A 12,551-nucleotide genomic window follows, 5' to 3' on the forward strand; every position below is an offset into this window, starting at 1 on the left:
CACGTCCGGGTCGTTCCCGGGCACCGGGCGGGCCGCTACAGCTCCTCGTCGTCCTCGGCGTCCTCGCGCAGTTCGGTCACCCGCTCCAGCAGGATCGCCTCCCAGGCGCGCCGGAGTTGGGTGCGCAGCAACGGCAGGGGGCTGTCGTCGCGGCCTTCGAGGCGGCCGGCGAGGCGGACGACGGTGTCGCAGCGGGCCAGCCACAGGCCGCGCAGACAGGGGCGGGCGCCGTACCCGGCGAGGGTGGCCGCGCGGACGGCGGCGCCGGAGCCGACCGCGAGGGCGAGCCCCGCGATGTCCTCGGCGGGGTCGCCGACCGCCGCGTCGGTCCAGTCGAGGACGCCGCGCACCCTGCCGTCGGCGCTGACCACCAGGTGCTCGCCCTTGAGGTCGTGGTGGACCAGCACGGCGGTACCGGGCTGGGCGGCGAGCTGGGCGGCGCCCGGCGGGGTCAGCTGGAGCAGCCGGGCGGGGTCGAACTCGTCGGCGGCGGCGAGCCGTTCGGCGGCGGGCACCGCCATCCGGCGCAGCGCCTCCAGGGAGCGCGGCGGGGTGCGCGGCACGCCGAGCGTCTCGGCCTGCCGTACGGGCACCTCGCGCAGCCCGGTGAGCAGCCCGGCCAGGTCCGCCTCGCCGACCGCGGAGACGTCGTGCTCCTCGGCCGTACCGCCGGGGATCACGGTGTCCAGCGTGTACGTCAGCCCCGGCGCCCACTCGCCGTGCGCCACGCCGGCCGGGACGGCGACCGGCAGGTGCGGCCGCATCAGGTCGCGCAGACGCAGTTCGCGGCGCTGGCGGACGGAGGCGTCCCGGTCGGGGGCGAGGCGCAGCACATGCCGGGTGCCGACCCACCAGGTGGAGTGTTCACCGCCCTCCGCGACGGGCCGCACGTCGGGGCCCGAGGCGCCGCCCGCGCCCTCCTTGAGCAGCGAACGGACCAGTCGGCGGACGGTGTCCGCGGTGGGAGTCGGTGCCTGGGTCATGGATCGCGCCGTTGCCGTTCGGGATGGGGTAGGGGCGAGCGGATGGTTCCGGGGCCGGGCCGGTCAGCCCACGACCACCATCTCGCGGGTGGTGTTGTTGAAACGACGGCCGCCGTCCGCGGTCACCGTGACGATGTCCTCGATGCGCACCCCGAAGCGGCCGGGCAGGTAGATGCCGGGCTCCACGGAGAAGCACATGCCGGGCACGAGCGGCTGCTCCTCGCCCTCGATCATGTACGGCGGCTCGTGCGTGGTGACGCCGATGCCGTGGCCGGTGCGGTGGATGAAGAACTCGCCGTACCCGGCGTCGGCGATGACCGCGCGGGCGGCCCGGTCGACCTCCTGGCAGGCGACGCCGGGGTGTACGGCCCGGAAGCCCGCCTCCTGTGCGGCGCGCACGATGTCGTGCACCTCGCGCTCCTCGGCGGTGGGCGGGCCCACGTGCACGGTGCGGGTGGTGTCGGAGCCGTAGCCGTCCTTGAGGCCGCCGAAGTCGAGGACGACCATGTCGCCGTCCTGGATGACCCGGTCGCCGACCTCGTGGTGCGGGTTGGCGCCGTTGGGCCCCGAGCCGACGATGGTGAAGTCGACCTGGTCGTGGCCGAAGCGGCGCAGCAGGTCGGCGAGGTCGTGTCCGACGTCGGACTCGCGGCGGCCGGCGAAGGGAACCTTGCGGATCTCCTCGAACGTCGAGTCCGCGGCGGCTCCGGCGGCGGCGAGGAGTTCCAGCTCGGCCGCGTCCTTCACGGCGCGGAGCATGGGCAGCGCGTCGGTGAGGGAGGCGTAGGACGTGTCGGGGAGTGTCTTCTGCAGGCCCAGCAGGTGCATGGCCCAGGCGTTGTCGCTGACACCGAACCGGCCGGTCCCGTCGAGCAGGTCGGCGGTCACGGCGTAGGGGTCGGTGCCGTCGGTCCAGTCCCGCAGGGTCAGCACGGCCGCGCCGTCGGCCTTCTCGGCGTCGGGGGCCTCCAGGGTGGGGACGATCAGTACGGGGTCCCTGCCGGGGGCCAGGACGAGGAGGGTCAGCCGTTCGGTGACCGCGGTGGGGGTGTAGCCGGTGAGCCACACCAGGTCGGGGCCGGGGGCGATCAGGAGGCCGGCGAGGCCTGCGTCCGCAGCGGTGTGCGCTGCGCGCGTCATGCGGGACTCGTAGTCGCCGGCGGTGAAGGGGGCGGCGGGGGTGGTGCCGGTCATCCTGGGCCTCCTTGCGCGGGTGACGGGGCTGTGCAGGCCTCCGCATGCATCCTGCCGGGTGCGGCGGGGGCGCGCGAGCCGGTTGGGCAGAGCCGCCGTTGTGGGTTGCGGTTGTGTGGCCGGTGCGGGTGGGTTGTGGCCGGTCGCGCAGTTCCCCGTGCCCCTTTGGGCTGCAGCCGTGCGGGTGTTCTCAGATGACGACGCCCGGCACCACAGTCAGCTGCTGGTAGCCCCCGCTCGCGTGCCGCACGGTGAGTTCGACCTCCTTGCCCGGCCGGGCGTCGGTCACCGCCCGGACCAGGTCGGCCGCGGTGTCGATCCGTCGGGCGCCGAACTGGAGCAGGACGTCGCCGCGTACCAGTCCCGCCGAGTAGCCCGGGCCCGGCACATGGACGCCCGTCACCATGGCGCCCACCTTCTCGGCGTCCACGGCCTCCAGGCCCAGGGTCGCGGCGGCCGTCGGCGAGGGGGTGGGGGTGGCCGGAGGTGCGGGGCTCGGTTTCGCGGGCGGGGTCTGCTGCCGCAGTTCCGCCAGTCTGCTCATGCCGATCACCGTGGCGCCGATCGTGCCGATGCCGACCCCGGACAGCACCAGGACCGTGCCGACGAACGATCCGAGCAGCAGGGTCCTGATCCGGTTGCCGCGGCGGCGCGCGGCGTGCGGGCGGTGGGCCGGGTCGGGTGGGGGGCTGTCCCCGCCTTCCTGACCGGGGATCGGCTTGGGACGCAATGCGGTCTGTTCCATGGTTCGCCTCCACCCCGAGCCCTACCCGGCGCACGCGGGCGCGACGAACCACGAACGAGTGAGACTGACCCCGGGTCAAGGGCGGGAAGGCTCAGCGCTCACCTGCGCCACGGGCGCACCGTCGATAAGGCTCGCCACCAGGTCCGCCGCCGCCCCCGCGGGGGTCCCGGCGTACACCAGTTCCACGCGGTGGACGAGGCGCGGGGCGGTGACGGGGACGGCGACCGTGCCGGGGACGCCGGTGGCCGCGCGCAGGGGCAGCAGGGTGAGGCCGTGGCCGGCGGCGGCCAGGGCGGTGAGGGTGCGCACGTCGGAGCCGTCGTAGCGCAGGGCCGGGCGGAAGGCGCCGCCGCCGGTCGCGGTGCGCAGCCGGCTCAGCGGCGGGGCCGCGTCGGGTGCGTCGAGCCAGCGGGCGTCGGCCAGGTCCGCGAGGCGCAGTCCGGGGCGGCGGGCGAGGGGGTGCCCGGCGGGGAGCAGAACGGCGACGGGCTCCTCGCCGGCGCCGCGTGTGGTCAGGGGGGCCACGTCGGGCAGCCGCAGCGGGTCGCTGGGGGCGGCGAGGCCGTCGAGCAGGCCCAGGTCGGCGGTGCCGGTGGCGACGGCGGCCGGGATCCTGTCACGGGACAGGACGCGCACGGTGACGCCGGCGGCGGGGAGCGCGGCGAGGACGGCGGGGCCGAGGGCGGTCGGGGTGGCGGCGAGGGTCAGGCCGGGCGCGGGCGCGGCGGCCATCCGTACGACGTCGGCGCGGGCCGCCTCCAGGCGCAGCAGCAGCGGGGCGGCGTGCTCCAGGAGCCGGTCACCGGCGGCCGTCGGGGTCACCGGACGCCGGGTGAGCAGGGTGGCGCCGAGGTCCTGTTCGAGGGCGGCGATGTGCTGGGAGACCGCGGACTGGGTGTAGCCCAGCTCGCGCGCGGCCTCCGAGAAGGACGCGAGGCGGGCCACGGTGACGTACGTGCGCAGGAGGTGCGGGTCCATGCCGCACAGGATCGCATCAGTGATGCTTATCGAGAGTGCATCATTCATCGTTGGACGTGAACCGGACCCCGCGCCCAGGATGAGCCCATGACGAACTCCGCAGCTCGGACCGCCACGATCGCCCTGGTCGGGGACCGCTCCCCGAACGTCGTGTCGCACACCCGGATCCCGTTCCTCCTCGACGCCCTCGCCCAGCGCGACCGGCTGGTCCTCGACGCCTACTGGATCCCGTCCGAGGACGCCGAGGCCGCGGACGCGGTGCGCGGCTTCGACGCGGTATGGGTGCTGCCGGGCAGCCCGTACCGCAGCGAGGCGGGCGTACTGCGCGCGATCCGCACCGCCCGTGAGGAGGGCATCCCCTTCCTCGGCACCTGCGGGGGTTTCCAGCACGCGCTCCTGGAGTACGCCCGCGACGTCTGCGGCCTGACCCGGGTCGCGCACGCCGAGAACGACCCGGACGCCGAGGACCTCCTGATCGAGCCGCTGGCCTGCTCGCTGGTGGGTCACGAGGCCGCGGTGCGGGTCGAGCCGGGCACACTGGCCGAGTCGGCGATCGGCTCCGGGCACACGGTCGAGCGCTATTTCTGCTCGTACGGCCCCTCCCGCCACCTGGACACCCTGCGCGCCCACGGGCTGCGGCTGTCCGGCCACGACGAGGACGGGCACGTCCGCGTCGCCGAACTGCCCGGCCACCCCTTCTTCCTGGCCACGCTCTTCCAGCCGGAGCTGTCGGGCGACGGCTCGCGTGCGCATCCGGTGATCCGGGCGCTGGCCCGGGCGGCGGTCGCGCACGCCACGGAGCGGGCGCGCGCGTCGGTGTGAGGGCGGCGCCGCTCCGCCGCCCGCCGGAACCCGAGGCCGTTGTCAGTGGCGGCTGTTACGTTCTGTGACATGACCGATCACTGCCTGCGGCTGCTCCGGCAGCACCGCCGCTTGGCCGAACTGGCCGCGTTCCCCTTCGACTTCGACCTGGACCGAGCCGCCCACGGCCATGCCGAGCCGGTTCGCCTCGCCTCCGGCGGCTCCCTGGAGGTGGTGGCGGGGAGCGACACCGGCGGCACCTATTTCGGGTGCGCGGACGGCTCGTTGCTCTACGCGGACTCGGAGGGCTCGGCCGGGATCATAGGGTCGTCCGTCGACGAGGCGCTGGAAATCGTGATCGGCCTGCCGGGCTGGCGTGACCTCCTGCACCTGTCTCCGGCGGACGGCGAGACGGCGATCCTCGCGCGCGTGGCCGAGATCGAGGAGGAGATCCGCGAGTACCACGGCATCGACGAGGAGCGCGCCGAGCTCCGCGCCGCCCTGGGCCTGCCCGACCGCTCCCCCGTCGAGCTGCTCGGCATGCTGCACGGGGCCCTGCTGCGCACCGAGCCCGGCTTCCTCCTGCTGAACGCGGACGAAGGCTGCGCCTACGACCTGCTCGACCCGCACCCCCGGCCGCCCCTGTGGGCATCGGTACGGCACGAGGTCCCCGGCGACCCGGCCGACCAGCCGCTGTCGACGTGGACCCGGCTGGCGGCCGAGCAGGGGATGACCGAGCTCGCCCGGGTCGCGCTGATCCGCCGCCTCGACGACATCTTCATGGACCAGAGCCTGCTGCTGCGGCCAGGCAGCAGAAAGGACCTCGATCCGGCGCCGCTGCTCCGGCTGGCCGGGGAGTTCGAGCGGCTGGGCGACCTGGCGCAGGCCGAGCGGGCCCGGGGTCTGTACACCTCCCTCCGGTAGGAACCCGCGCGACGGGCGCCGTCAGCCGACCGGCAGCGACGGGGCGAGCGGTGGGCGGTCCGGAACGAAGCCGTGGGCCCGGCGGGCGAGGTGGTCCGCCTGGTAGCGGTCGACGTGCTGGTGCCAGTTGAGGATGCCGGCCATCCAGTTCTGCAGGTCGCGCACGTAGCCGTCCACGGCCTCGCGCGCCTCGGCGGACAGCTCGAAGTCGTCGTACACGACCGGGAGTTCGCTGGCGACGACGTGCTCGAACTGCCGCATCCGCTGGGTCATCAGGTCGTGCACGACGTGCAGCGCGGTCGGGTAGTCGACGCCGAAGAAGTTCTGGACGACGAGGACGGCGTTGTGCAGCTCGCCCTCGTACTGGATCTCCTTCTGGTAGGAGAAGACGTCGTTGACGAGCATGCCGTAGTCGATGGCGGCGTTCTCCAGGGAGCGCACCGGGCCGCTGCGGTACACCTCCGGGGGAATCGCGGGGCCGTGGCCATGGCGGGCCAGGCTCAGGGTGAGGTCCGAGCCGAAGGTGGACCGGCGCATCTCCAGGTAGTCGACGGGGTCGGGGATGCGGTGCTGGAGCTGGTTGGACATCTCCCAGAGCCAGCTCTCGGTCATCCGGTCGACGGACTCCTTGAGGGCGAGCCGGTCCTCGGGGCTCATCCCGGCGGTGGTGCGGGCCCACAGGTCGGTCAGGCCGCGTTCCATGCCGGTGGCCGGCACCGGCACGGGCTCGTCGGCGAGGGGCATGCACGCCGAGAGGCGGGCCGTGGCGAGCCGGGCGCCGGCCAGGTCGCGCCGGGTGCCGAAGCAGAGGGGGTAGTAGTCGTCGGCATAGGTGCCCCAGGCCAGCCACTGGGCGCTGAGGTCGAGTTCCCCGGGGCCGGCGTCGGGGTCGAGTCCCGCGGCGCAGAGCGCGAGGTCGGAGGCGGCCAGCCGGTCCTCGTCCCAGACGCCCTCGGACAGCATTCCGGTGCCGTGCATCCAGGCGGTCAGCCGGGGCCGGGCGGCATCGAGATGCGGGTTGAGCTCGACCTCGTACGGCATGTGGAAGTCGGGCAGGAGGGAGGGGCCGACCTGCTGGAAGGGCACATGGGTGTAGGCGCGCAGGCGCTCCGCGGCGGCCGCGGCCAGTAGGGCGCCGACGTCGGCGGCGGAGGTGCCGGGGCCGGTGAGGTGCTGCCAGGGGGAGGACGGGACGGCGCCCTGGTTCATGTAGCGGCTGGAGCGCAGGTGCCATTCGTGGCCGCCGGACTGCCAGTCCTGCAGGCCCTTGGTGTAGGCGGCGATCGCGGCGGCCTGGCCGGGGGTGAGGCCCTTCTCGGCGGCGAGGGCCGGGACTTCGGTGAGGGCGGTGTGCTCGAACTGGTGGAGGCGGGAGGTGAGGATGTCGTTGACCGCGTCGGCGGCCTCCTGGGTGGTGCAGTCGAAGAAGGTCTCCAGGACCAGGACGCCGTTGCTGTTCTCGCCCTCGTCCTCCACCTCGCGCTGGTAGGAGAACAGGTCGTTGCGCAGGTGGACGGCGTCGGCGAAGGTCTCCATGAGCACCCTCAGCGGCCGCGAGCCGGCGGCGACGGCGGGCACCTCGGCCGTCGCGTACTCGACCAGGCCCGCCGACCAGGGGGCGCCGCCGACCTTGCGGCGCATCTCGATGTACTCGACGGGGTTGGCGATCCGCCCCTCGTTGATGTTGGACAGCTCCCACATGGACTCGTTCAGCAGGTGCTCGGTGGCGACCGAGAAGCGCCGCCGCCAGTCGACCGACATCGACGGCACCGTGCGCGCCCACAGGTCGGCGAGGCCCGCCTCGACCGGGTTCTGCGGCTCCGGCACGGGCGTCGCCGGGTCGAGCGGCATGAACAGCGGGAGCCGGTCGAGGTGGGCCTTGCCGGCGGCACGGTCCTGGGTGCGCTTGTACATGTCGAGGAAGTGGTCGTCGAAGAAGAACACCCACACGTACCAGTCGGTGATCAGCGAGAGGGCGGGACCGTCGCAGTCGGGGTGGGTGTAGCTGCACAGCAGGCCGTAGTCGTGTGCCTCCAGGTCGGCCTGGGTCCAGATCCCGGAACCCTCCAGCATGCCCATCTCGCGGGCCCACTCGGTGGAATGGGCCCGGGCCTCCTCCAGATGCGGGTTGAGCCGCGCGGGATACGGCATGTAGAAGTGCGGGAGTTCGAACGGCTGCGTCATGGCCGGGGCCCTACCCGCGCGCCACAAGTGCCATCCACCGCGGGGCACATGATCACACCATCGCGTGAACCGGGGCGGAATCCGGGAATTCCGGGCGGACAAGGCCCTGCGAGGCGTTCACGGAGCGCGCCTTCGGGCTGCCGCCCTGCTGCGGCCCGTCTTGCCCGGCCCCGCCGCACGGGCCACCGTGGTCGCATGACCACCTCCGCCGACGGCGGTGCAGCCCCGCCCGTCCCCGATGTGTTCGATCCGCGCCGGTACGCGGCCGGCGTGCCGTACGCCGCCTACCGCGTCCTGCGCGACCACCACCCGGTGTCCTGGCAGCGGGAGCCGGAAGTACTGGGGTGGCCGGCCGGGCCGGGGTTCTGGGCGGTGGCACGGCACGCGGACGTGGTGCAGGTGCTCAAGGACCCGGGGACGTACTCGTCGCACCTCGGCGCGACCCAGATCCGGGACCCTGCCCCAAAGGACCTGCCGTTCATCCGGCGCATGATGCTCAATCAGGATCCGCCGCACCACGGGCGGCTGCGGCGGACGGTGAGCCGGGCCTTCACTCCGGGGAGGATCGAGCGGTTCGAGGCGGTGGTACGGGAGCGGGCGCGGACCCTGTTCGCCCGGGCGCTGGAGGCGGCCCGGGCGGGGGACGGCACCGTGGACCTGGTCGCCGCCGTCACCGACGAGTACGCGCTGCTCAACCTCGCCGATCTGCTGGGTGTCCCGGAGAGCGATCGGGGGCTTCTGCTGCACTGGACGCGGCGGGTGATCGGCTACCAGGACCCGGACGAGGCCGGGCCCGGGATGCTCGACGGCGAGGGCAGGCCGGTCGATCCGCGGTCGCCCGCGATGCTCCGGGACATGTTCGGGTACGCCCGGCGACTCGCCGCGCACAAGCGCCGGAACCCGGCCGACGACGTCATGACGGCCCTCGCCCACGACCCGGAACTCGGCGACGGCGAACTGGAGATGTTCTTCTTCCTGCTGACCGTCGCGGGCAACGACACGGTGCGCTCGGCCGCCCCCGGCGGACTGCTGGCGCTGGCCGAACACCCGCAGTCGTACCGCCTGTTGCGTGCCGGGAAGGCCGGGGCGGGCGCCGCGGTGGACGAGTTGCTGCGCTGGCATCCCCCGGTGCTGACCTTCCGCCGTACGGCCGCGCGGGACACCGAGCTGGGCGGGCGGCGCATCAGGGCGGGCGACAAGGTGGTCGTCCTGCACGCCTCGGCCAACCGTGACGAGCGGGCCTTCGCCGGGCCCGACCGGCTCGACCTCACCCGGGCGCCGAACCCGCACGTGTCCTTCGGGGACGGACCGCACGTCTGCCTGGGCGCCCACTTCGCCCGGCTCCAGCTGCGCGCTCTCTACGCGCAGGCGCCGGCCGTGCTGGAGCCCGCCGGTCCCGCCGTGCGGCTCGTGTCGAACTTCATCAACGGGCTCAAGTCGCTGCCGATGCACCTGGGTTGACCTGGATCAGGGCATGGGTGCCGGCCGTGCGCCAGCGCTCCGGCTCGGCCGCATCCAGGGCCGCTTCGGTGTCCGCGGAGAGTCCGGTGACCACATCGGACTTGAGGGTGCGCAGCGCCGCCACCGGGCCCGGGAACCAGGCGGTGACCTCGGCGAAGGGGGTGGTCGGCGCCCAGAGCCGGTCGCCCACCAGACGACGGTAGTTGAGGTCCCCCTTGAAGATCGTCAGCGCGGCGGAGGCGAAGTCGGCGCGCAGGTCGCCGGGCATCTCGGCGTACGGCAGCGGGGCGCAGGAGAAAGGGTGGGCGCGCATGGTGAGGCGGCCGTCGGCCATCGCCGACCAGAGGGTACGGCCGTACCCGGCGGCGGCGCCCGGGGCCGCGGTGAGCCTGCGCAGGGCGTCGAGCACGTCGGCGGTCGTGGCGTCGGAGACGTAGTACGGGTGGGGCTTGATGTGCAGGACCGCCCGTGCGATGCGGTCCGTGTCCAGGAGGTGGGCGATCAGCAGCAGGTCGGGGACGAGTTCGCGGCCGGCGTTGTCGGCGACGAGGCACAGGGTGCCGCCGCCGTGGAGCAGCGGCCACAGGGCGGTGGCGTCGTCGGCGACCAGGGCGGCGACGGCCTCGCCCGACTCGGCGGCGGAGAGCCGGAAGCCGAGGTCGGCGCGGTTGCCCCACAGGGAGCCGTGCAGCAGGGCCCGGTCCGCATCGCCGCCGAGGTCGTCGAGCGCGGCCAGTTCCTCGTCGGTCTCCTTGGCGTCGAGTTCGGCGAGCTTGAAGGGGCGGAAGGGGTCGATGCCCTGCCAGGGGCCGGGGCCGAAGTAGCCGACGGCGTCCAGGAGCCGGCGGTAGAACCAGCTCTCCGACCACAGCCACGGCACGTCGAACCAGGACCGGCCGGCGTAGGTGTCCAGTCCCCAGTCACGCCAGACGCCCGCGTCGCCGGGCAGAGGTTCGATCACGCCCTCGGTGCAGTTGTGCAGCAGCGCGTCGAGGGCGCGGTGCTGCTCGGGGCCGTACGGGAAGGCGTCCCGCACCTGGCGGATGATCGCGGGGTGCCGTTCGGCCAGCACGCTGTGCGGGAACGGGCCGGTGATGCCGAGGATCACGGGTGCGGCGGCGGAGTCGGGCATGGGCGCCACGCTATCGCGCGGGCCGCCCGGCTCCGCCGCACCGCAGGGCACCTGTCAGGCGGTTCTGATCTCGCGCTCCAGCTGGGTGGCGAGGGTCAGGTAGCGGGCGCGCCGGTGCACCGGGACCAGGCTGCGGATCATCAGGTGCCACATCTCGGCGACCCTGCGAGGCAGCCGCGCCACCGGCTCCAGGTTGCGGCCGGCGACCCGGGTGCCGACGAAGAAGCAGACCAGGGAGTGCGCGACCGCGCCGACGTCTATGTCCGGGTGGACGTCGGACTCCTTGACGGCGGCCATGAGTTTGCGGGTGGCGAACTCCAGCCACTCGGTGAACGGGTGCCTCAGCGGCGGCCGTACGGTGACGTCCGCGGTGGCCAGGCGCAGCCCGGCGCGCGGGATCGGGCCGTCGACGGAGAGCCGCGCGATCGCGAACGTGGTGCGCATCAGGGCTTCCAGTGAGGAGTAACCACGGCTGTCCATCTCCCTCACCAACTGGCTGGAGGTGCGGGACTGGAGCTCCATGATGGCGTGCGCCAGGTCCTCCTTGGCGGCGAAGTGGAAGTAGAGCGCCCCCTTGGTGACCTTCGCGTGTTCGACGATCTCGCTCAGGCTGGTGGATTCATAGCCGTGCCGGTCGAAGAGGTCGGCGGCGGCCGTGATGATCGTGGCACGGGTCTGCTCCGCGCGTAACTGCCTCGCCATCGACTCGACGCTCCTTCACGGCTCCACGACTTCACGGCTTCAGTGCTCGACGCCTTCTGGGCTCGACGCCCTCTGGGCTTCACGGCTTCCAAACCGACGGGGCATGCGGTTTGTTTCTTTACCCCGTGCACACGATAGCTCACCGTGCGGCAACGGGAGGCAACTGTGCGGACCTGGTGAGGGACGCGGGCAAGTCGCGCGTGCGACCACGTGAACGGGGTCCGCAGTGCACGAACGGACGAGATCAGAACGCGCCCCTCCCTAGCGTCCGCGCCGGTTTCCGGAATGCCGCGGCCCACCGGGCGGCCATCGGTGATCGCCACGATACGAGCCGCACGGTTGGTTCTCAATGACACCCGGAAAGACGGCAAAACGGGCGATCCGGTCGGTGCCGTGCACTTCAACCGGCCCTGTGACCAACCGCGCTGAACAGTGCGGCGCCGATTCCCGTACTCAACCGGACAGAACCCCGTACCCGCCACCCGCCGAGGAGACGTCCCGCATGACTCGGACGACCGCCCGCCTGAGAGTCGCGGGAGCCGCCGTCGCGGCCCCGCTCCTGCTCCTGTCGTGGGCGGCGGGGTCCGCCCGGGCACACGGCGCGCCCACCTATCCCGTGAGCCGGGCCTACGCCTGCTCCCCCAGCGGCGGCAGCGCCTCGACGGCGGCCTGCAAGGCGGCGATCGCGGCGAGCGGGCAGAACTTCGTCGCCTGGGACGACGTGCGGGTGGCGGGCGTGAACGGCCGGGACCGGCAGGTGATTCCGGACGGCAGGTTGTGCGGCGGCAGTCTGCCGGCGTACAAGGGGCTCGACCTGGCGCGCGCGGACTGGCCCGCGACCGAACTGACCCCGGGCGCCCGGCTGACGATGACGTACGCCGCGACGATCGCGCACTCCGGCACGTTCAGGCTCTATCTGACGAAGCCCGGGTACGACCCGACGAAGCCGCTGACGTGGTCCGAGCTGCCCGCGCAGCCCTTCGCGGAGTTCAAGGACCCGTCGCTGACGAACGGGGCGTACCACTTCACCGCGACACTGCCCACCGACCGGACGGGTCGTCAGGTGCTCTACACCGTCTGGCAGACCACCAGCACGCCGGACACCTACTACTCGTGCTCCGACGTGGTGTTCACGGCGAAGAAGGCCGCGAAGAAGGACCCGGCGAAGGACGCGCAGAAGGACGGCGGGGCGACGGCGGGCGCGAAGCCGCGGGCCCGTACGACGCCGGCTCCCAGCGCCTCGGCGAGCGTCGCCGGCCGGGCACAGCGGGCGGCGGCGACCCCGGTCTCCCCAACGACCGGAACCGCCGCCGCCGACAGCACTCCGGTGGCGTCCGACACGGACTCCGGTTCGGGTCCCTCGGCGCCACTGGTGGCGGGCGGCGCCGCCGCGGTGCTGGTGCTCACCGGCGGCGCCGCCCTGGCGTTGCGTCTGCGTCGACGCTGA

General features: G+C 73.4%; 11 protein-coding genes. 4 read left to right on the plus strand and 7 right to left on the minus strand.

What is annotated here, in order from left to right; all coding sequences use genetic code 11:
* Positions 1-35: 35 nt before the first annotated feature.
* From ACFY6U_RS03400 to ACFY6U_RS03415, 4 genes are all read right to left on the minus strand, one after another.
* Positions 36-983 (minus strand): aminoglycoside phosphotransferase family protein, encoded by a 948-nt coding sequence (locus ACFY6U_RS03400; RefSeq protein ID WP_390034844.1) that lies wholly within the window; start codon positions 981-983, stop codon positions 36-38.
* Between the two features lie 63 nt (positions 984-1,046).
* Positions 1,047-2,177: an aminopeptidase P family protein gene (locus ACFY6U_RS03405; protein ID WP_390034845.1), complete on the minus strand. Its 1,131-nt coding sequence runs from the start codon at positions 2,175-2,177 to the stop codon at positions 1,047-1,049.
* Positions 2,178-2,367: 190 nt separating this feature from the next.
* Positions 2,368-2,922 (minus strand): PDZ domain-containing protein, encoded by a 555-nt coding sequence (locus ACFY6U_RS03410; protein ID WP_390034846.1) that lies wholly within the window; start codon positions 2,920-2,922, stop codon positions 2,368-2,370.
* Positions 2,923-2,997: 75 nt separating this feature from the next.
* A complete protein-coding gene (locus tag ACFY6U_RS03415) occupies positions 2,998-3,900 on the minus strand; it encodes a LysR family transcriptional regulator (RefSeq protein ID WP_390034847.1) in 903 nt (300 codons plus the stop codon).
* 87 nt (positions 3,901-3,987) lie between these two features.
* On the opposite strand from ACFY6U_RS03415, the gene ACFY6U_RS03420 reads away from it, so the two are divergent.
* Together ACFY6U_RS03420 and ACFY6U_RS03425 are read left to right on the plus strand one after the other, a co-directional pair.
* Complete coding sequence (locus ACFY6U_RS03420; RefSeq protein WP_390034848.1) at positions 3,988-4,722, plus strand: hypothetical protein; 735 nt, start codon at positions 3,988-3,990, stop codon at positions 4,720-4,722.
* A 69-nt stretch (positions 4,723-4,791) separates the two neighbouring features.
* Positions 4,792-5,625 (plus strand): hypothetical protein, encoded by an 834-nt coding sequence (locus ACFY6U_RS03425; RefSeq protein ID WP_390034849.1) that lies wholly within the window; start codon positions 4,792-4,794, stop codon positions 5,623-5,625.
* A 21-nt stretch (positions 5,626-5,646) separates the two neighbouring features.
* Here ACFY6U_RS03425 and cyc2 read toward each other — a convergent pair whose 3' ends face one another.
* Positions 5,647-7,809, minus strand: coding sequence for a germacradienol/geosmin synthase Cyc2 (cyc2, locus tag ACFY6U_RS03430; protein ID WP_390034850.1), 2,163 nt, complete (start codon positions 7,807-7,809; stop codon positions 5,647-5,649).
* Positions 7,810-8,004: 195 nt separating this feature from the next.
* Here cyc2 and ACFY6U_RS03435 point away from each other — a divergent pair, with 195 nt between their 5' ends.
* Positions 8,005-9,270 carry a cytochrome P450 gene (locus tag ACFY6U_RS03435; RefSeq protein WP_390034851.1) on the plus strand — a complete coding sequence of 422 codons (1,266 nt, stop codon included), beginning with the start codon at positions 8,005-8,007 and terminating at the stop codon, positions 9,268-9,270.
* Here ACFY6U_RS03435 and ACFY6U_RS03440 read toward each other — a convergent pair.
* Both ACFY6U_RS03440 and ACFY6U_RS03445 read right to left on the minus strand, forming a co-directional pair.
* A complete protein-coding gene (locus tag ACFY6U_RS03440; protein ID WP_390034852.1) occupies positions 9,242-10,402 on the minus strand; it encodes a damage-control phosphatase ARMT1 family protein in 1,161 nt (386 codons plus the stop codon). The genes ACFY6U_RS03435 and ACFY6U_RS03440 overlap by 29 nt on opposite strands.
* A gap of 54 nt (positions 10,403-10,456) precedes the next feature.
* Complete coding sequence (locus tag ACFY6U_RS03445; RefSeq protein ID WP_390034853.1) at positions 10,457-11,104, minus strand: ScbR family autoregulator-binding transcription factor; 648 nt, start codon at positions 11,102-11,104, stop codon at positions 10,457-10,459.
* A 502-nt stretch (positions 11,105-11,606) separates the two neighbouring features.
* Here ACFY6U_RS03445 and ACFY6U_RS03450 point away from each other — a divergent pair.
* Positions 11,607-12,551, plus strand: coding sequence for a lytic polysaccharide monooxygenase (locus tag ACFY6U_RS03450; RefSeq protein ID WP_390034854.1), 945 nt, complete (start codon positions 11,607-11,609; stop codon positions 12,549-12,551).

It is taken from the genome of Streptomyces sp. NPDC013157, from assembly GCF_042899865.1.
Lineage (GTDB): Bacteria > Actinomycetota > Actinomycetes > Streptomycetales > Streptomycetaceae > Streptomyces.

Coding starts and splice junctions, on each gene's coding strand:
- ACFY6U_RS03440 (WP_390034852.1), bottom strand. CDS start 10,402: ATGCCCGACTCCGCCGCCGCACCCGTGATCCTCGGCATCACCGGCCCG.
- ACFY6U_RS03435 (WP_390034851.1), top strand. CDS start 8,005: ATGACCACCTCCGCCGACGGCGGTGCAGCCCCGCCCGTCCCCGATGTG.
- ACFY6U_RS03420 (WP_390034848.1), top strand. CDS start 3,988: ATGACGAACTCCGCAGCTCGGACCGCCACGATCGCCCTGGTCGGGGAC.
- cyc2 (WP_390034850.1), bottom strand. CDS start 7,809: ATGACGCAGCCGTTCGAACTCCCGCACTTCTACATGCCGTATCCCGCG.
- ACFY6U_RS03425 (WP_390034849.1), top strand. CDS start 4,792: ATGACCGATCACTGCCTGCGGCTGCTCCGGCAGCACCGCCGCTTGGCC.
- ACFY6U_RS03405 (WP_390034845.1), bottom strand. CDS start 2,177: ATGACCGGCACCACCCCCGCCGCCCCCTTCACCGCCGGCGACTACGAG.
- ACFY6U_RS03410 (WP_390034846.1), bottom strand. CDS start 2,922: ATGGAACAGACCGCATTGCGTCCCAAGCCGATCCCCGGTCAGGAAGGC.
- ACFY6U_RS03445 (WP_390034853.1), bottom strand. CDS start 11,104: ATGGCGAGGCAGTTACGCGCGGAGCAGACCCGTGCCACGATCATCACG.
- ACFY6U_RS03415 (WP_390034847.1), bottom strand. CDS start 3,900: ATGGACCCGCACCTCCTGCGCACGTACGTCACCGTGGCCCGCCTCGCG.
- ACFY6U_RS03400 (WP_390034844.1), bottom strand. CDS start 983: ATGACCCAGGCACCGACTCCCACCGCGGACACCGTCCGCCGACTGGTC.
- ACFY6U_RS03450 (WP_390034854.1), top strand. CDS start 11,607: ATGACTCGGACGACCGCCCGCCTGAGAGTCGCGGGAGCCGCCGTCGCG.